This window comes from Burkholderia sp. NRF60-BP8, from assembly GCF_001522585.2.
Classification (GTDB): Bacteria; Pseudomonadota; Gammaproteobacteria; order Burkholderiales; family Burkholderiaceae; genus Burkholderia.
In genome coordinates this window covers 1,333,939-1,352,851 of sequence record NZ_CP013373.1, presented here as the reverse complement: position 1 = coordinate 1,352,851, position 18,913 = coordinate 1,333,939, and the positions used below count along the sequence as shown (strand labels likewise).

The 18,913-nt window shown below is 65.3% G+C and carries 17 protein-coding genes; 3 read left to right on the top strand and 14 right to left on the bottom strand.

The window, feature by feature from the left end; genetic code table 11:
* Window positions 1-417: 417 nt before the first annotated feature.
* A complete protein-coding gene (locus tag WS54_RS19680) occupies window positions 418-852 on the top strand; it encodes a hypothetical protein (RefSeq protein WP_059782643.1) in 435 nt (144 codons plus the stop codon).
* 99 nt (window positions 853-951) lie between these two features.
* On the opposite strand, the gene ppx is transcribed toward WS54_RS19680, so the two are convergent.
* A complete protein-coding gene (ppx, locus tag WS54_RS19675) occupies window positions 952-2,466 on the bottom strand; it encodes an exopolyphosphatase (protein WP_034206962.1) in 1,515 nt (504 codons plus the stop codon).
* A 280-nt stretch (window positions 2,467-2,746) separates the two neighbouring features.
* Between ppx and ppk1 the strand changes: the two genes are divergently transcribed.
* Window positions 2,747-4,810, top strand: coding sequence for a polyphosphate kinase 1 (gene ppk1, locus WS54_RS19670; protein ID WP_034206961.1), 2,064 nt, complete (start codon window positions 2,747-2,749; stop codon window positions 4,808-4,810).
* An 89-nt stretch (window positions 4,811-4,899) separates the two neighbouring features.
* On the opposite strand, the gene phoR is transcribed toward ppk1, so the two are convergent.
* The 11 genes from phoR to WS54_RS19610 form a co-directional block, all read right to left on the bottom strand.
* Complete coding sequence (gene phoR / locus WS54_RS19665) at window positions 4,900-6,219, bottom strand: phosphate regulon sensor histidine kinase PhoR (protein WP_034206960.1); 1,320 nt, start codon at window positions 6,217-6,219, stop codon at window positions 4,900-4,902.
* Window positions 6,220-6,276: 57 nt separating this feature from the next.
* Window positions 6,277-6,978 carry a phosphate regulon transcriptional regulator PhoB gene (gene phoB / locus WS54_RS19660; RefSeq protein WP_006750313.1) on the bottom strand — a complete coding sequence of 234 codons (702 nt, stop codon included), beginning with the start codon at window positions 6,976-6,978 and terminating at the stop codon, window positions 6,277-6,279.
* Window positions 6,979-7,009: 31 nt separating this feature from the next.
* Entirely contained in the window at window positions 7,010-7,714 is a 705-nt protein-coding gene (phoU, locus tag WS54_RS19655) for a phosphate signaling complex protein PhoU (protein ID WP_034206959.1), read from the bottom strand.
* Window positions 7,715-7,732: 18 nt separating this feature from the next.
* Entirely contained in the window at window positions 7,733-8,581 is an 849-nt protein-coding gene (pstB, locus tag WS54_RS19650; protein ID WP_034206958.1) for a phosphate ABC transporter ATP-binding protein PstB, read from the bottom strand.
* A gap of 15 nt (window positions 8,582-8,596) precedes the next feature.
* Entirely contained in the window at window positions 8,597-9,490 is an 894-nt protein-coding gene (gene pstA / locus WS54_RS19645) for a phosphate ABC transporter permease PstA (protein WP_034206957.1), read from the bottom strand.
* Complete coding sequence (gene pstC / locus WS54_RS19640; RefSeq protein WP_059782641.1) at window positions 9,487-10,470, bottom strand: phosphate ABC transporter permease PstC; 984 nt, start codon at window positions 10,468-10,470, stop codon at window positions 9,487-9,489. Before pstC ends, pstA begins: the two co-directional genes overlap by 4 nt.
* Before the next feature lie 94 nt (window positions 10,471-10,564).
* Entirely contained in the window at window positions 10,565-11,599 is a 1,035-nt protein-coding gene (gene pstS, locus WS54_RS19635) for a phosphate ABC transporter substrate-binding protein PstS (RefSeq protein ID WP_034206955.1), read from the bottom strand.
* A 445-nt stretch (window positions 11,600-12,044) separates the two neighbouring features.
* Complete coding sequence (gene glmM / locus WS54_RS19625; protein WP_059782639.1) at window positions 12,045-13,400, bottom strand: phosphoglucosamine mutase; 1,356 nt, start codon at window positions 13,398-13,400, stop codon at window positions 12,045-12,047.
* Between the two features lie 32 nt (window positions 13,401-13,432).
* Window positions 13,433-14,326 (bottom strand): dihydropteroate synthase, encoded by an 894-nt coding sequence (folP, locus tag WS54_RS19620; RefSeq protein ID WP_034207873.1) that lies wholly within the window; start codon window positions 14,324-14,326, stop codon window positions 13,433-13,435.
* A 76-nt stretch (window positions 14,327-14,402) separates the two neighbouring features.
* Entirely contained in the window at window positions 14,403-16,298 is a 1,896-nt protein-coding gene (gene ftsH / locus WS54_RS19615; protein ID WP_059782638.1) for an ATP-dependent zinc metalloprotease FtsH, read from the bottom strand.
* 153 nt (window positions 16,299-16,451) lie between these two features.
* Entirely contained in the window at window positions 16,452-17,114 is a 663-nt protein-coding gene (locus WS54_RS19610; RefSeq protein WP_034206952.1) for an RlmE family RNA methyltransferase, read from the bottom strand.
* Between the two features lie 193 nt (window positions 17,115-17,307).
* Here WS54_RS19610 and WS54_RS19605 point away from each other — a divergent pair, with 193 nt between their 5' ends.
* Window positions 17,308-17,835 (top strand): YhbY family RNA-binding protein, encoded by a 528-nt coding sequence (locus WS54_RS19605; RefSeq protein ID WP_059782635.1) that lies wholly within the window; start codon window positions 17,308-17,310, stop codon window positions 17,833-17,835.
* Between the two features lie 49 nt (window positions 17,836-17,884).
* Here the strand turns inward: WS54_RS19605 and WS54_RS19600 are convergent, their stop codons facing one another.
* Both WS54_RS19600 and greA read right to left on the bottom strand, forming a co-directional pair.
* Window positions 17,885-18,343 (bottom strand): DUF4149 domain-containing protein, encoded by a 459-nt coding sequence (locus tag WS54_RS19600; protein WP_059782634.1) that lies wholly within the window; start codon window positions 18,341-18,343, stop codon window positions 17,885-17,887.
* Window positions 18,344-18,357: 14 nt separating this feature from the next.
* Window positions 18,358-18,834, bottom strand: a complete 477-nt coding sequence (gene greA, locus WS54_RS19595) for a transcription elongation factor GreA (protein ID WP_034206950.1) — start codon at window positions 18,832-18,834, stop codon at window positions 18,358-18,360.
* Window positions 18,835-18,913: the final 79 nt, after the last annotated feature.

The following is an 18,913-nucleotide window of genomic DNA, read 5'->3' as shown; positions in this document are numbered from 1 at the left end:
TCGACCGTCGCAAAGATGCAAGGCAAGGACGGTCTGCGGTCGCGAATATTGCCGCTCGCGCGATTTTATCCGGAATAAGGCAGTTTCGTGACGCGGACAGAACTTGTCGGGCGATTGTTTGACAATTATTTGCGGAGACATCCGCAAATAATTCACAAAATAACAGGAGATCGTGCCATTTCTTTCGTTTTGCTTTCGCCCCAGCCTTGAGGTTCACTAACCTACTACGTGGGGGCGCGCAGGCGCGTTGTTTGCCATGTCTCGTTCGCTGGGATGCTCCCTGTTTCGGGACTCGCCCCGGTACGGCCCGGCCCCGGCTCAACCACCCCATCGCCCCGCCTACACATACACCGCCAAGCCCGCGCACGGAACTTGCTGGAACACGCGATAATACGTGTGAACAACCCGCAACCGCGCATGAAAAACAACGTTCTCAAGCCAGCCCTCTGCGCGTCGCTGCTCGTGCTCGCCACCGTCGGCTCCGCATCGGCGAAAGCGCTCGACGACGCGCTCGACTGCCATTCGACCGGCCACAAGTTCGTCGCGCCGCTGCTCGCCGCCGGCGACATCCAGTCGGAGCCGATGCACGTCGAATCGAACTCGGTCAATGCGTTCCGCACGAGCCGCCCGCTGACGGCCTACGGCTTCGGCGTCTATGTCGTGCTCGGCTACCAGGCGAATGACCCGATCTTCCGTCCGGGCGACGGCACGCCGATCGGCGACTGGGCTTACGGGGTCGTCGTGCGCGGCACGAAGAGTTCGGTCGAGGAAGCCGTGCGCAAGGCCGGCAGCGACGCGACCGTCAAGCAGGCGTTCCCGTTCCTGACCGCGATCGTCTGCTCGTCGGACTGAGCGGATCGCCGGCACGCCGGTGCGGCCGCGCCTGAGGGGGCGCGCCGCCGGCATCGCTCCACCCGGAGCCCGAGCGCCTTCCGGGCCGCTATCGCCCCGTCACGCGCCGGTATACACCACGCGATACGGAATACCGACCTTCTCCCACTCCGCCGCCTCCTGGCTGAGGCTGTAGTCGGTCAACGGGTTCTGCTCGACCCAGGCGTTCGGCAGACGCACCTCATACCCGCCCTTCTTCATCTGCGAAACGGAAATGTCGGGCAGCCCCGCGTCGGTCCGGCGCCGGCACAGCAGTGCCGCGAGCCGCAGGCAGAACAGCAGCGGCCACTCGACCTCGCGCGCCTGCGACAATTTCCCGAGCTTGCCCGCATGGCCGAGCACGAGCGCGGCGAGCCGCGCCTGGTCGGTGCGCGAAAAACCCGGCATGTCCGCGTTGCTCGCGATATAGGCCGAATGCTTGTGATATGCGCTGTGCGAGATCGACAGGCCGATCTCGTGCAGCGCGGCCGCCCAGCCGAGGAACATCCGCCCTTCCTCGCGCGCTTCCTCGTCGTCTTCCTCGAGCTCGTCGTAGAAGCGCCCGGCGAGCGCGCCGATTCGCTCGGCCTGCGCACGATCGACGCCGTAGCGGCGCATGAAACCCTCGACGGTCACCGCACGCATGTCCTCGTGCTGCGTCCGGCCGAGCAGGTCGTACAGCACGCCGAGGCGCAGCGCGCCGTCGGTCGTATCGACGTAGTCGACGCCCAGCTCCTCGAACACCGCCAGCATGATCGCCAGGCCGCCCGCGAGCACCGGCACGCGGTCGGGTTTCAGCGCGATCAGCTTCAGCCGGTTGACGTTCTCCGACTTGATCAGCGCACGCTTGAGCCGCTCGAGGCCGCCGCGCGAAATGCCGTGCGTGATGCCCGGATCGTTGAAGCCGTTCGCCTCGACGAGTTCCGCGAGCGCGCGTGCGGTGCCGGACGACCCGATCGCCTGATCCCAGCCGGCCTTCTTGTATTCGCTCGAAATGATCTGGATCTCGCGCTTGGCCGCGAGTTCGGCCTGCCGCATCGTGTATTCGTCGACGTTGCCGGCCGGAAAGAAGGTGCGGCTATGGCTTACACAACCGATGTAAAGGCTCTCCATCACGATCGGCGTGTAGTGCGAACCGATGATGAATTCGGTCGAGCCGCCGCCGATGTCGACGACGAGCCGCTTGCCGGCGCTCGCCGGCACCGAGTGCGCGGCGCCCGCATAGATGAGGCGCGCCTCTTCGCGGCCCGCGATCACTTCGATCGGGAACCCGAGCGCCGCCTCGGCCTCGCCGAGGAATTCGGCGGCGTTCTTCGCGACGCGCAGCGTGTTGGTCGCCACCGCGCGCACATGATCGGGATGGAAATCGCGCAGGCGCTCGCCGAACCGCTTGAGCGCCTCCCAGCCACGCTCCTGCGACGCGCGATCGAGCATCTTGTCGCTCGACAGGCCGGCGGCCAGCCGAACCGGCTCGCGCAGCGCGTCGACGGGGTAGATCTGGCTGCCCGCCGGCGTTTCCTCGACGCGCCCGACGATCAGCCGGAAGCTGTTCGAGCCGAGATCCACGGCAGCCAGCAAGTGGGGAGTTGTAACCATCAGAAGGGGGCTCCGTGCGCGTTCTTCCGCGGCCGCCGTTCCGGCAACCGCGGGCGATCAATCAAAGGCGACATTTTAAGCGTGGAACGCTTGCCGTTGCCACGCTTCACGGGCATGCACACGGCTCGATTCCATATAGCCGAAACATTTATGCGACGAAACGGTTACGGCGTAGAATTTCCCGATATAAAAACCATTGCTGTCATCAGCACGTCATCGTACCGTGAGAGTTTCCGAGCGTCCTTTCGATTCATCGCCTGAATTCCCCCCTACTCTGCCGATGTCCGTCCGTTACCCGCTTCTCAATCGTGAACTCGGCATCCTCGGTTTCAACGAGCGCGTGCTGGCCCAGGCGGCCGACCCGCAAGTGCCGTTGCTCGAGCGCCTGCGCTTCATCTGCATCACCAGCAGCAACCTCGACGAATTCTTCGAAGTCCGGATGGCCGGCCTGCAGGAACAAATCCGCGACAACCCCGGCGCGCTCACGCCCGACGGCATGTCGTTACAGCACGCTTACGATCTCGTCGTCGAACGCGCGCAGCGGCTCGTTCATCGACAGTACACGATGCTGCACGAAACCGTGCTGCCGGCGCTCGAACAGGAAGGCATCTACTTCCACGCGAGCGACTCGTGGAACGACGAGCAGCTCGAATGGGCGCGCCGCTATTTCCTCGACGAGCTGCTGCCCGTGCTGACGCCGATCGGCCTCGATCCCGCCCACCCGTTCCCGCGCGTACTGAACAAGAGCCTGAACTTCGTCGTCGAGCTCGAAGGCCGCGACGCGTTCGGTCGCCAGGCCGTGATGGGCATCGTGCAGGCGCCGCGCGCGCTGCCGCGCGTGGTGCGCATGCCGCATGCGCTGTCGGGTTTCGAGCACGGCTTCGTGCTGTTGAGCTCGTTCATGCAGCGCTTCGTCGGCGAACTCTTCCCGCAACTCGTCGTGAAGAGCTGCAACCAGTTCCGCATCACGCGCAACAGCGAGCTGTTCGTCGACGAAGACGAAATCACGAACCTGCGTGTCGCGCTGCAGGGCGAACTGCCCGCGCGCCACCTCGGCAACGCGGTACGCCTCGAAGTGTCGGCCGACACGCCGCTGCACATCGTGCGACGCCTGCTCGAGGAAAGCGAACTCGGCGACAAGGACTGCTATCGCGTGGCCGGGTCCGTGAACCTCGTGCGCCTGATGCAGATTCCCGATCTCGTCGACCGCCCCGACCTGAAGTTCACGCCGTTTACCGCATCGACGCCTGCCGCCATCACCAACGCGCCGACGATGTTCGACGCGATCGACGCCGGCGACATCCTGCTGCACCACCCGTACGAAAGCTTCCAGCCGGTGCTCGAACTGCTGCAGCAGGCCGCGAGAGACCCGAGCGTCGTCGCGATCAAGCAGACGATCTACCGCACCGGCACCGACTCGCCGCTGATGGACGCACTGATGGAAGCCGCGCGCAACGGCAAGGAAGTGACCGTCGTCGTCGAGCTGCTCGCACGCTTCGATGAGGAAACCAACATCAACTGGGCGTCGCAGCTCGAAGCCGTCGGCGCGCATGTCGTGTACGGCGTGGTCGGCCACAAGTGCCACGCGAAGATGATGCTGATCGTGCGACGCGTCGTGCAGGCCGGCAAGGCGTCGCTGCGCCGCTACGTGCATCTCGGCACCGGCAATTACCATCCGCGCACCGCACGCCTCTACACCGACTTCGGGTTGATGACGGCCGACCAGAAGATCTGCGAGGACGTTCATCACGTATTCCAGCAACTGACCGGCATCGGCGGCGAACTGACGCTGCACGAGCTGTGGCAGTCGCCGTTCACGCTGCATCCGCGCATCATCGATTCGATCCGCGCGGAGATCGTCAATGCGCAAGCCGGCAAGCGCGCGCGCATCGTCGCGAAAATGAACGCGCTGCTGGAGCCGTCGGTGATCGCCGCGCTGTACGAAGCGTCGCAGGCCGGCGTCAAGGTCGACCTGATCGTGCGCGGCGTCTGCGCGCTGAAGCCCGGTGTGCCGGGGCTGTCGGAAAACATCACGGTGCGCTCGATCGTCGGCCGCTTCCTCGAACACCACCGCATCTACTATTTCCACGCGGGCGGCGCCGAGGACGTCTATCTGTCGAGCGCCGACTGGATGGACCGCAACCTGTTCCGCCGCGTCGAAGTCGCGTTCCCGATCCGCGAGCGCAAGCTCAAGCGGCGCGTGATCGCCGAAGGGCTGTCGGTGTGCCTGGGCGACAATCAGTCGGCCTGGCAAATGCACAGCGACGGCCACTATCGCCGCCGTCGCACCGGCAAGACGATCCGCAACGCACAGCTCGGGTTACTCGCGAAGTTCTGCTCGTGAGCCGCCGGCGCGATGCGGGTCGAGCGCCGCTTCGCCCCCCAAAAAAAGCAGCCCGCGGGCTGCTTTTTTGATGCCGGGCCGCTAAGCGATCATGCTTCGTAAGCGGCCGGCCGGATCGCGATGATGCGCGAGCCCGGGAACCGTGCGGTGAACGTACTGCCGCGCCCTTCCTCGCTCTGCACGTACAGATGCGCGTCGTGCCGCTGCAGTACGTGCTTGACGATCGCGAGCCCGAGGCCCGTGCCGCCCGTATCGCGCGACCGGCTGCGATCGACGCGGTAGAAGCGCTCGGTGAGCCGCGGCAGGTCCGCGGCCGGAATCCCGAAGCCGCTGTCCGTGACGGAAAACACGCCCTGCGCACCCTCGCGCCGCCACGACACGACGATCTTGCCGCCGTCCGGCGTATAGCGGATCGCGTTCGTGACGAGATTCGCGAACGCGCTGAACAGTTCCGTCTGCGCGCCCGTGACGCCGAGCGTCTCGTCGATCGAGAACGCGATGTCGTGATGCCCGTTCGACAGCGTGTGCGCATCTTCCTTCAGATGATCGAACACCGCACGCATGTCGATCGCGTGATCGATCGGCGGCTTGCTCTCGCCTTCCAGCTTCGCGAGCACCAGCAGGTCGGTCACGATGTGCCGCATCCGCGACGCCTGCTGCTCCATCATGTCGAGATAGCGCGCGCGATCCTCCTCGTTCAGCGGCAGCTCGCGCATCGTCTCGAGGAAGCCCGACAGCACGGTGAGCGGCGTCTTCAATTCGTGCGACACGTTCGCGACGAAGTCGCGCCGCATCGCGTCGGTGCGCTCGAGCTCGGTGATGTCCTGCGTGAGCAGCAGCTTGCGGTTCTCGCCGTACGGAAACACCTGCACGGCCAGCACGTTCTGCCGCGAATCGCCCATGCCGCGCATCACGAGCGTCTCGTCGTAATGCTGCGCATTCAGATAGCGGACGAAGTCGGGATGGCGCACCAGGTTCGTAATGTGCTGGCGCAGGTCGCGCTTCGCATCGAGGCCGAAATGGACTTCGGCGATCGCGTTGCACCACTCGATCTGGTCGTGGTCGTCGAGCATCGCGACGCCGTTCGGTGAGGCCTGGATCGCCTGGATGAAGCGCGAGTGCTGCTGTTCGACCTGTCGCACCTGCGCATGCCACTGCTTCGCGAGCTTGTGCAGCCGATAGTAGATTTCGCCCCAGATGCCCGGCGCGCTCGGCACCTCGCCGTAGACCGGTGCATCGAGCAGGCGCCACAGGCGTTGCGTATGGAAGGTGCTGAAAAAGCCCTGCGCGACCAGCATCACGACCACGAACGCAAGGCCCGCGGTCGGGCCGGCGAAGACGCCGACCAATACGCCGATCAGCACGAGCAGCACGAGCGACACCAGAAAGCGCGCCCAGATGATGTTCATGATTCAGCGTCCGAAAGAATGAACGGCATGCCGCGGCACACGGCATGCCCGAATACGTTACGCGTGCTTGGCGAGGCGGTAGCCGCTGCCGCGCACGGTTTCGATCATCGCATCGCAGCCGGCCGGTTTCAAGGCCGCGCGCAATCGTTTGATGTGCACGTCGACGGTACGCTCCTCGACGAACACATGGTCGCCCCACACCTGGTCGAGCAACTGCGTGCGGCTGTGCACGCGCTCCGGATGCGTCATGAAGAAATGCAGCAGGCGGAACTCGGTCGGGCCGAGATCGAGCTTGATCTCGCTGCCGTCGCCGTGCGCGGCGACGCGATGCGTGGCCGGATCGAGGCGCAGCCCGTTGATCGACACGACGTCCTCGGTCAGCTGCGGCGCGCGGCGGCGCAGCACGGCCTTGATGCGCGCCATCAATTCCTTCGGCGAGAACGGCTTCGTCACGTAGTCGTCCGCGCCGATCTCGAGGCCGAGCACCTTGTCCTGCTCGTCGCCGCGGGCGGTGAGCATGATGATCGGGATGTGCTTGGTCCGTTCGTTGTTGCGCAGGTCGCGCGCGAACGCGATACCGGACTTGCCCGGCAGCATCCAGTCGAGCAGCACGAGATCGGGCAGCACGTCGCTGATCAGGTTCTGCGCCTGTTCGGCGTTGTACGCGCGGATCGGGCAGTGACCGGCGTGCTGGAGATTCACCGAGATCAGTTCGGAAATCGCGGGCTCATCTTCAACGACGAGAATGTTGCTGGGCATCGGCACCTCTGTTCTTCCTGTACGGAGTCGATTAACTGTTGGCTTCGCGATCGAGCGTGTCGCGCGGCTGGTGCCGCACGTCGGTGCCCTTCACGATGTAGATGATGAATTCGGCGATGTTCTTCGCGTGGTCGCCGATCCGTTCGATCGCTTTCGCGATGAACAGGTACTCGAGGCCGACCGAGATCGTGCGCGGATCTTCCTGCATGTACGACACGAGCTTGCGCACGAACGCGCGAAACTCCATGTCGATCTCCTTGTCGTCCTTGACGATCTGCGCGGCGGCCACCGTATCCAGGCGCGCGAACGCGTCGAGCGCGCGGCGCAGGATCGTCACGGCCATCTCGCCCGACACCTTGATCTCGGCGATGTTGACCGCACGCGCGGCCGGCTCGTCGACCAGGCGGCGCACGCGCTTCGCGATCTTCTCGGCCTCGTCGCCGGCGCGTTCGAGGTTCGTAATCGTTTTCGAAATCGACATCAGAAGACGCAGGTCGCGCGCGGCGGGCTGCCTCCGCGCGATGATGTTGCCGCACTCCTGGTCGATGTCCACTTCCATCGCGTTCAGCGTTTCCTCGGCCGCGATCACCTTCTCGGCCGTCTCGCGATCGAATTCGTTCAGCGCGTGCATCGCGCCGACGATCTGCGACTCCACGAGGCCGCCCATTTCCAGCACTTTCGACGACACGGCATTCAGGTCCGCATCGAACTGGCTCGACAGATGTTTATCCGACATGACTGTTGTTCTCCGTCATCAACCGAAGCGGCCGGTGATGTAGTCTTCCGTTTCCTTGCGCACCGGCTTGATGAAGATCTTTTCGGTCTCGCCGAACTCGATCAGCTCGCCCAGGTACATGTAGGCCGTGTAATCCGAGCAGCGTGCGGCCTGCTGCATGTTGTGCGTGACGATCACGACCGTGTAGTCGCTCTTCAGCTCCGCGATCAGCTCTTCGATGCGGCCCGTCGAGATCGGGTCGAGCGCCGAGCACGGTTCGTCGAGCAGCAGCACTTCCGGACGGATCGCGATGCCGCGCGCGATGCACAGACGCTGCTGCTGGCCGCCCGACAGCCCGTAGCCGCTCTGGCTCAGCTTGTCCTTCACTTCGTTCCACAGCGCGGCCTTCGTGAGCGCCCATTCGACGCGGTCGTCCATTTCGGAACGCGTGAGCTTTTCGAACATCTTCACGCCGAACGCGATGTTGTCGTAGATCGACATCGGGAACGGGGTCGGCTTCTGGAACACCATGCCGATCCGCGCGCGCAGCAGCGAGATGTCGCGCTTCGTCGTCAGCAGGTTCTCGCCGTCCATCAGGATTTCGCCTTCGGCGCGTTGCTCCGGATAGAGCGCGAACATCTTGTTGAACGTGCGCAAGAGCGTCGACTTGCCGCAGCCCGACGGGCCGATGAACGCCGTCACCTTCCCTTCGGGAATGCGCAGGTTGATGTTCTTCAGCGCATGGAACTTGTTGTAGAAGAAGTTGAGGTTGTTGACCTCGATCTTCGCGTTCAGCGGCGCGAGCGGACGGCCGTTCGCCGCATCGTGCGTGCCGGTGGGCGCAGCGTTGCGCTCGACGGGATTCAGGTGGCTTTCTGCCATATTCATCGGATTGCTCCGCCGTTACTTTTTCGAGAAGATCGAGCGCGCCAGGACGTTCAGTCCGAGCACCCCGAGCGTAATCAGGAACACGCCCGCCCATGCGAGCGACTGCCACTCCGCGAACGGGCTCATCGCGAACTTGTAGATCGTGACCGGCAGGTTCGCCATCGGCTGGCTCATGTCCCACGAGAAGAACTGGTTCGACAGTGCGGTGAACAGCAGCGGCGCCGTTTCGCCGGCGATCCGCGCGACCGCGAGCAGCACGCCCGTCACGATCCCGCCGACCGACGCGCGCAGCGTGATCTTCAGCACCATGCGCCACTTCGGCGTGCCGAGCGCGACGGCCGCTTCGCGCAGCGCATTCGGCACGAGCTTCAGCATGTTCTCGGTCGTGCGGATCACGATCGGGATCTGCAGCAGCGCGAGTGCGATCACGCCGGCCCAGCCCGAGAAGCGCCCCGACTTCGCGACGACGATCGCGTACACGAACAGGCCGATGACGATCGACGGCGCCGACAGCAGGATGTCGTTGATGAAGCGGATCGTGCTCGCCAGCAGGTTCTTCTGGCCGTATTCGGCGAGATAGACGCCCGCGAGGATACCGATCGGCGTGCCGACCAGCGTGCCGAAGCCGCACAGCAGCAAGCTGCCGACGATCGCGTTCGCGAGACCGCCGCCTTCCGTGTTCGGCGCCGGCGTCGATTCGGTGAACAGTTGCAGCGACAGGCCGCCGACGCCGAGGTGCACCGTCGTGTAGAGAATCCACACGAGCCACACCAGGCCGAAGGCCATCGCGCCGAGCGACGCGGCGAGCGCGATCGCGTTGATGGCCTTGCGCTTGCGCTGCAGGCGGTTGCGCATCGCGTCGAGCGCGGCGCCGTCCGGCCCCGGGAAATTCATGATGGGCTCGCTCATTTCTTGCCCTCTCCCTTCTCGAGACGAAGCAGCAGCAGTTTGGAGATGGACAGCACGATGAACGTGATCACGAACAGGATCAGGCCCAGTTCCATCAGCGCGGACGTATGCAGGCCCGGCTGCGCTTCCGCGAATTCGTTCGCGAGCGCCGACGTGATGCTGTTGCCCGGCGCGAACAGCGACACGCTGTCGAGCAGGTTGGTGTTGCCGATCACGAAGGTCACGGCCATCGTTTCGCCGAGTGCGCGGCCGAGGCCGAGCATCACGCCGCCGATCACGCCGGTCTTCGTATAGGGCAGCACGACCTTCCACATCACTTCCCAGGTCGTGCAGCCGATTCCGTATGCCGATTCCTTCAGCAGCACCGGCGTGACCTCGAACACGTCGCGCATCACCGACGCGATGTACGGGATGATCATGATCGCGAGGATCACGCCGGCCGCGAGGATGCCGATGCCGATCGGCGCGCCGGACGTCAGCGGGCTGAGCACCCACACGTCCTTGAACAGGCGGCCGATCGGTTTCTGGAAGTATTCGGCGAAGATCGGCGCGAACACGAGCAGCCCCCACATGCCGTACACGATCGACGGAATCGCGGCGAGCAGTTCGATCGCGATGCCGAGCGGACGGCGCAGCCACACGGGCGCGAGCTCGGTGAGGAACAACGCGATGCCGAAACTGACCGGCACTGCAATGACGAGCGCAATGATCGACGTCACGATGGTGCCGTAGATCGGCACGAGTGCGCCGTAGATGTCCGAGTTGGGATCCCACTCGGATTGCCACAGGAAGCCGAGGCCGAACTTCTGGATGGTCGGCATCGACGCAATGATCAGGGAAACGATGATCCCGCCCAGCAACAGCAGGGTCACGATCGCGGCGAGCCGCGCAAGGCCGCCGAACAGGACATCCCCGAGACGGCTCGGCGCGCGCTGTGCACTGTCGGGCGATCGGGAGGACGTGTATGAAATATCAGACATGGGTGCCTGCTTTTGATTGCCGGGCGCCGTAACGCCCGGCTTTACCGCACACACTGCCCGACCGGCACGGCCGGGCAGCGAACCGCTGGATGGCTTACTCGGCGGCGACCGGCTTGCCCGAAGCGTCCGTCACCTTCGTCTTCCACTGCTTGCGGATTTCCGTCTCGACCGACGCCGGCAGCGAGATGTAGTCGAGGCTGTCGGCTGCCTTCTCGCCGTTCTTGAACGCCCAGCTGAAGAACTTCAGCGTTTCCGCGCCCTGCTCCGGCTTGTCCTGCTTCGCGTGCAGCAGCACGAACGTCGCACCGACGACCGGCCATGCTTCCTTGCCCGGCTGGTTCGTCAGGATCTGGTAGAACGACTTCGACCAGTTCGCGCCTGCGGCTGCCGCCTTGAACGTTTCCGTCTTCGGCTCGACCACCGTGCCCGTCGAATTCTTCAGCGCGGTGTAGGTCATGTTGTTCTTCTTCGCGTACGCCCACTCGACGTAGCCGATCGCGCCCGGCAGGCGCTGCACGAAGGCCGCGACGCCGTCGTTGCCCTTGCCGCCCGTGCCCGTCGGCCAGTTGACCGTCGTGCCTTCGCCGATCTTCGACTTCCACTCGTCGTTGACCTTCGACAGGTAGTTCGTCCAGATGAAGCTCGTGCCCGAACCGTCAGCGCGGCGGACCACGGCGATGTCCGTATCCGGCAGCTTGACCTTCGGGTTCAGCGCGACGATCGCCGGGTCGTTCCACTTCTTGATCTTGCCGAGGTAGATGTCGCCGAGCACCGGGCCCGACAGCGTCAGTTCGCCGGCCTTCACGCCCGGCACGTTGACGACCGGCACCACGCCGCCGACCACCGTCGGGAACTGGAACAGGCCTTCCTTCGCGAGCTCTTCGTCCTTCAGCGGTGCGTCCGAACCGGCAAAATCGACCGTCTTCGCGACGATCTGCTTCAGGCCGCCCGACGAGCCGATGCCCTGGTAGTTGACCTTCGAACCGCCGGACTGCTGGTAGTCCGCAGCCCATTTCGTATAGATCGGCATCGCGAACGTGCTACCTGCGCCCGTGATGTCGGCAGCGTGGGCGGCGACGGCGAAAAGCGCGCCAGCCAGGCCGGCAATCGCGGTTTGCATCAATTTCATGAGACCTCCAGTGTGTGAGCGGATGACTACGGCACCGCGAAGGTTAGGGGCTCCTCATGACGGTAATGTGACAATCGATGAAACTGGCGTGACAGTAACATGACTGGTTGAAAGGGAGTATCGGGGTGGCGCGGCGAGGCGCGGGAGCGCCGCGGGCGGCAAGAATTGCGTTGCTCGGAGAGGGCGGGAGGCACGCCCTTTCCCACGGGCGTGCGGGCGCATCGTAGCGCACCGTCAGCCGGACGGGAAACCCGCCCGGGCAAGAGTCATGATTTTGGGGTCGAATGCATGATTCGGTCGGAACAGCGCGTGTGCCGAACGTCGCTTCTATTAGGTAAGGCAAACCTTTGCGTCAGACGAAACGACGGCGCCCGAGGGCGCCGTACGCACATTCATCGACAGCCGGCGCGCGGGTCCGTCGGACCGTTGCGCGCCCCGGCGCAGGTCAGGTCGTCGCCGCGCGCACCGCGTCGGCGATCGTCTCCGCATGGCGCACGGCATCGGCCGCCTGCTGCGCTTCGACCATCACGCGCAGCACGGGCTCCGTGCCCGATGCGCGGATCAGCACACGGCCGCTGCCGGCGAGCGCGGCTTCGGCTGCATCGATCGCGGCGCGAATCGACGCGCTGCCCTTCCAGTCGGCGCCCGGCTTCATCCGCACGTTGATCAGCTTCTGCGGGAACAGCGTGACGCCGTCGAGCATCTGCGCGAGGGTGCGGCCGCTGCGCTTGAGCGCGGCCAGCACGAGCAGCGCCGACACGATGCCGTCGCCGGTCGAGTGCCGGTCGAGCGACAGGATGTGGCCCGACCCTTCCGCGCCGAGCTGCCAGCCGTGCTCGCGCAACTGCTCGAGCACGTAGCGGTCGCCGACCGCCGCCCGCACGAATTTCACGCCCTCGCGCTGCAGCGCGACTTCGACGGCGAGGTTCGTCATCAGCGTGCCGACCGCGCCGTCGACCTTGCCGTCGGTCGCGATCCGGTCCTTCACGAGCACGTAGAGCAGCTCGTCGCCGTTGTACAGGCGGCCGGTCGCGTCCACGACCTGCAGGCGATCGGCGTCGCCGTCGAGCGCAATGCCGAGATCGGCGTGGTTCGCCCGCACCGCGCGCACCAGCGCATCCGGCGCGGTCGCGCCGACGCCGTCGTTGATGTTGAAGCCGTTCGGCGCGACGCCGATCGGAATGACGTCGGCGCCGAGTTCGTGGAATACGTGCGGCGCAACCTGGTACGCGGCGCCGTGCGCGCAATCGATCACGAGCTTCAGCCCGCGCAGGTCGAACGCGGCCGGGAACGTGCTCTTGCAGAACTCGATGTAGCGGCCGCCGGCGTCGTCGAGGCGGCGCGCCTTGCCGAGCCCGTCCGACGGCGCGCACTCGAGCGGCTTGTCGAGCCACGCTTCGATCGCAGCCTCGGTGTCGTCGGGCAGCTTGTTGCCGTCAGCCGAGAAAAACTTGATCCCGTTGTCGTGATACGGGTTGTGCGACGCGCTGATCACGACACCGGCCGACAGACGCAGCGCACGCGTCAGGTACGCGACGCCGGGCGTCGGCATCGGGCCGGCCAGCATCACGTCGACGCCGGCCGCCGAGAATCCGGCCTCGAGCGCGGCTTCGAGCATGTAGCCCGACACGCGCGTGTCCTTGCCGATCAGCACGGTCGGACGCGAGCCTGCCGCGACGTCGGCCGAGCTGGCCAGTACCTTGCCGGCCGCATAGCCGAGACGCAATACGAAATCCGGCGTGATGGGCGCGTCGCCCACCGTGCCGCGAATGCCGTCCGTGCCGAAATATCGACGTCCCATGGGATCCTTCCTCCTTCGTCTTTCTGACTTGCTTATCGTTGCCGCGCGGCTGCGCGCACGGCTTTCCATACTTTCAGCGCATCGACCGTCGCCGCGACGTCGTGCACGCGCACGATCGCGGCGCCGCGCTCGACCGCGCACACCGCGGCCGCCACGCTCGCCGCGACGCGCTCCATCGGCGGCTTGCCGCCGATCACCGCGCCGAGCATCGATTTGCGCGACATGCCGGCGAGAATCGGATAAGCGCGCCCGTCGGGTCGCGCCGGTGCCGTGTCCGGCAATGCGGCCAGCAGCGCATAGTTGTCGTCGACGACCGCCTTGCCGAACCCGAAGCCGGGATCGACGCAGATGCGCTCCGCCGCCACCCCCGCGTCGCGCAGCGCCTGCGCGCGGGCCGCGAGAAAGTCGCGCACGTCGGTCACGACGTCGCCGTAGTCGGGTTCGCCGACCTGCATCGTCTGCGGCTCGCCGAGCATATGCATCGCGCACAGGCCGCTATTGCCGTCGCGCACCGCGTCGATCGCACCCGGCTGGCGGAACCCCCAGATGTCGTTGATCAGGTCCGCGCCGGCGGCCAGCGCCGCGCGCATCACGGCCGGCTTGTAGGTATCGATCGACAGCGGCACGTTCAGCGGCCGCAGCGCCTCGACGAGCGGAATCACGCGCGCGAGCTCGTCGTCGAGCGGCACGGGCGGCGCGCCGGGGCGCGTCGATTCGCCGCCGATGTCGAGCAGGTCCGCGCCGTCGGCGATCATCCGCTCGGCCTGGCGCAGCGCATCGTCGCGCGCGAGGAAGCGGCCGCCGTCGGAAAACGAATCGGGCGTGGCGTTGAGGATGCCCATCACGAGCGGGCGTTCGAACGTCAGTTCGAAGCGGCCGCACCGGAGCGGCGCGGGAATGAACGGGGACACTGCGGAATCGGACACGAGCAACTAGCGTGGATGAATGCAAAACGGGCCGGTGTGAAGCCACACCAGCCCGTGAACGGTGCTAAAGCGGAGATTATGCCGCCGGCGTAGCCGGCGCCGGCGCGCTGCCGGGCTTGACCTCGGCGCTGCCGCCGCCCGACGAATCGCCGCCGACAGCCGGCGAGCTCTTCGGCGAGCGCGGCGGACGGCCTTCCATGATGTCGTTGATCTGATCGGCGTCGATCGTCTCCCACTCCATCAGCGCGGCCGTCATCGCCTCGACCTTGTCGCGGTTCTCTTCGAGCAGGCGACGCGCGAGGTTGTACTGTTCGTCGAGCACGCGGCGGATTTCCGAGTCGACCTTCTGCTGCGTCGCTTCCGAAATCGTGCGCGTGAAGCCGCGGCCGAACGGCGACGCATCGTTCTCGTCGTCGACGTAGACCATCGGCCCGAGTGCGTCGGTCATGCCGAAACGCGCAACCATCGCACGCGCCGTCTGCGTGGCCTTGTTGAAGTCGTCCGATGCGCCGGTGCTGACCAGATTCATGAACAGCTCTTCGGCCACCCGCCCGCCGAACAGGATCGCGAGGCGGTCCAGCAGGTAATCCTTCGAATACGTCTCGTTGTCATGCTCCGGCAACTGCCAGGTGACGCCCAGCGCGCGACCGCGCGGGATGATCGTGACCTTGTGCACCGGGTCGGCCTTCGGCAGCAGCTTCGCGATCACCGCGTGGCCCGACTCGTGATACGCGGTTGCGCGCTTCGCTTCCTCGCGGATCACGGCCGACTTGCGCTCCGGACCCATGAAGATCTTGTCCTTCGCGTCCTCGAAATCCTGCATCTCGACGATGCGCTTGCCGCGACGTGCGGCGAACAACGCCGCCTCGTTCACGAGGTTCGCGAGATCGGCGCCCGAGAAGCCCGGCGTGCCGCGCGCGATGACCGCCGCGTCGACGTCGTTCGCGATCGGCACCTTGCGCAGGTGCACGCGCATGATCTGCTCGCGGCCGCGGATGTCCGGCAGGCCCACATACACCTGACGGTCGAAACGGCCCGGACGCAGCAGCGCCTTGTCGAGCACGTCGGAACGGTTGGTCGCGGCGATCACGATCACGCCCGAGTTCGCCTCGAAGCCGTCCATCTCGACGAGCATCTGGTTCAGCGTCTGCTCGCGCTCGTCGTTGCCGCCGCCCATGCCGGCGCCGCGATGACGGCCGACCGCGTCGATTTCGTCGATGAACACGATGCACGGCGCATGCTTCTTCGCCTGCTCGAACATGTCGCGCACGCGGGCCGCACCGACACCGACGAACATTTCGACGAAGTCCGAACCCGAGATGCTGAAGAACGGCACCTTCGCTTCACCCGCGATCGCGCGAGCGAGCAGCGTCTTGCCGGTACCCGGAGGGCCGACCAGCAGCACGCCGCGCGGAATGCGGCCGCCCAGTTTCTGGAATTTCTGCGGATCGCGCAGGAAGTCGACGAGCTCGGACACTTCCTCCTTCGCTTCGTCGCAGCCCGCGACGTCGGAGAAGTTCACCGCATTGTTGTTCTCGTCGATCAGCCGCGCACGCGATTTCCCGAACGAAAATGCGCCGCCTTTGCCGCCTCCCTGCATCTGCCTCATCATGTAGAACCAGAACGCGATGATCAGGATCGTCGGCCCGAGGTAATACAGCGCGGACATCAGCGCGTTCGGCTCGTCGTCGGCCTTGCCGCTGACCTGCACGCCGTACTTCATCAGATCGCCGACCATCCAGATGTCGCCGGGCGACACGATCTGGTATTTCTGGCCATCAGCCGGAGTGACGGTGAGGTTGCGCCCCTGAACGATGACGTTCTTGACCTTGCCGTTCTTGGCGTCGTCCATGAACTGCGAATAGGACACGCCTTCCTGGACGCGGGGCTTGTCGAACTGCTTGAACACCGTAAACAGCACCAGTGCGATCACCAGCCACACCGCTGCCTTCGAAAACATATTGTTGTTCAAAGCACCACTCCTTCACTCGTAGACGAGCGCCTACATTTTCCTTGCGGCGCCCCTCGGTCATTCTAATCCAGTCCGACCACCCCTGCCATAAGCATTGACAACCGCCGCGATAGCGCTTCGCTTGTCTGGCAAGGGCCGGAGCCCGTTTGCGCATCAGCGCGGGTGCTTCAGTTGCCGACCCAAAATGAACGTTTCGGACGATTTGTCGCGGGATGCCTTGGGCTTGCGCGGCGCGACGACCTTAAACTGCTGTTTGAACTTCTCGACGATCTGGCTGTAGCCGCTGCCGTGAAAACACTTCACGAGCAGCGCACCGTCCGGCTTCAGATGGTTCTGCGCGAATTCGAGCGCCAGATCGCAGAGATGCTCGATGCGCGCCGCGTCCGCCGAGGCCACCCCGGACAGGTTGGGGGCCATGTCGGAAATAACAAGGTCCACTGCGCGGCCTTCGAGCACTTCTTCGAGCTGGTGGAGGACGTCGTCCTCGCGGAAGTCGCCCTGCAGGAAGTGGACGTCGGCGATCGGCTCCATCGGCAGGATGTCGAGCGCAACGATCGTGCCGTCGATGCCGCCTTCGCGCGCCGCGTCGCGCTTCTTGCCCTGCGCGAGCTTGTTGCGGGCATACTGGCTCCAGCTGCCCGGCGTCGCGCCGAGATCGACGATCACCTGGCCCGGACGGATCAGCTTGTCCTGCTCGTCGATTTCCTTCAGCTTGTACGCGGCGCGCGCGCGATAGCCCTCCCGCTGCGCCATTTTGACGTACGGGTCGTTGATGTGGTCGTGCAGCCAGTGCTGGTTGAAGCGGTTTTTTGCCATTCGAGAGAGAGATTGCTGCCAATTGCTTCGTGAAGCCGCGCTTTTAGCGGATAATACGCGTCTTCTTCGCGCGGCTGCGGCCCCTTTTCAGGCCCAAGCCGCGATTTTACGTGGTTTCGGCGCACGGCTGACGCGGTAACGTTCCGCGATCGCTATCCAGTCGGCGCGCCCTTATTAAGATTTCGACATTTCCATGCCCGCCCTTTCGCTTTCTCCCGCCGAGCGCTCCGCGCTGCGCTCCCAGGCCCATGCGCTCAAGCCCGTCGTGCTGATCGGCGCCGAAGGGCTGACCGACGCCGTACTGAAGGAAATCAAGGTGCACCTCGACGCGCACCAACTGATCAAGATCCGCGTGTTCGGCGACGAACGCGACACGCGCGTCGCGATCTACGACGAGATCTGCGACCGCCTGAACGCGGCGCCGATCCAGCACATCGGCAAGCTGCTGGTGATCTGGAAGCCCGAGGCGGCGGTTGCGGCCCCGACCCGCGGCCGTCGTGCCGGCGCGCTGCCGAGCGCGGCCGAAGCCGCCGACGACCGCAAGGGTCGTGCGCCGCGCACCGTCAAGGTCGTCAAGGTGTCGCCGAACGCGAGCCCCGTGCGCCGTCCGCGGCCGGTCAAGGTCACCGTGCGCGGCAACGAGCGCGTGACCGCAGGCGGCACCGTGAAGCGTGCGAAAAAGCGCCAGGCCAGCACCAAGCGGCCGTTCCAGGGCAAGTAACACGCCGGTGCGGCACGGATTCCCGTGCCGCCCTGCCCCGGCGCGCCGCTCAGGCGTCGCGCGCCGGCAGACGCCAGATCAGCATCAGCCCCAGCACGCTCTCGACGAGATAGAACACGCTCGAGACGCCGTGCAGCATCCCGAAGCGGCTCGCATACGGCGAATTCGCGATATCGGTGCCCGCATCCATCGCGGCCACCCGCAGCGCGTTCATGAACGGCTGCAGCGCGAAATACCCGACCAGCACGCACACGACCATCGCGGCAACGATCCAGCGCACGCGGCGATATTCGCTGATGCCGCGCCGCACCTGCTGGTTCGACAACGCGAGCAGCAGCACGCCGCACACGACGCCGAGGATCGCCTCGATGCGAAACAGCTGGGCGGCGACCGAACCGGCCGTCATCCGCTCCAGCGTCTTGAACAACACGGGCGCGACCGCATACCCGATCGTCAGCAGGCTGCCGACCCACACGGCCGACAGCAGACGGAACACGCGATGCGGCATCACGTCGCCCCGCTTCAGATGTAGCTGACCGAGATGATTTCGTACTCGCGCACGCCGCTCGGCGCCTGCACGGCCGCGACGTCGCCTTCGGACTTGCCGATCAGCGCGCGCGCGATCGGCGAGCTGACCGAGATCAGGCCGTGATCGATGTCGGCTTCGTCGTCGCCGACGATCTGGTACTTGACGGTGTCGCCCGACTCGAGATCCTCGAGCTCGACCGTCGCGGCGAACACCACGCGGCCATCGGCGTCGAGCACCGTGGGGTCGATGACCTGCGCGGCGGACAGCTTCGATTCGAGTTCGGCGATGCGCCCCTCGATGAAGCCCTGTTTTTCCTTCGCGGCATCGTATTCGGCGTTTTCGGACAGGTCGCCCTGTGCGCGGGCCTCCGCGATCGCGTTGATCACGGCCGGCCGCTCGACGGACTTGAGGCGCTGCAATTCATCGCGCAGTTGCTCTGCGCCACGCTTTGTCAACGGAATGGTGCTCATAAACGGCTCAATCGCTAAAAACGGCTATAAAAAAAATCACCGCGATTAAGCGCGCTTCCGATGCACTGGAAACACCGCC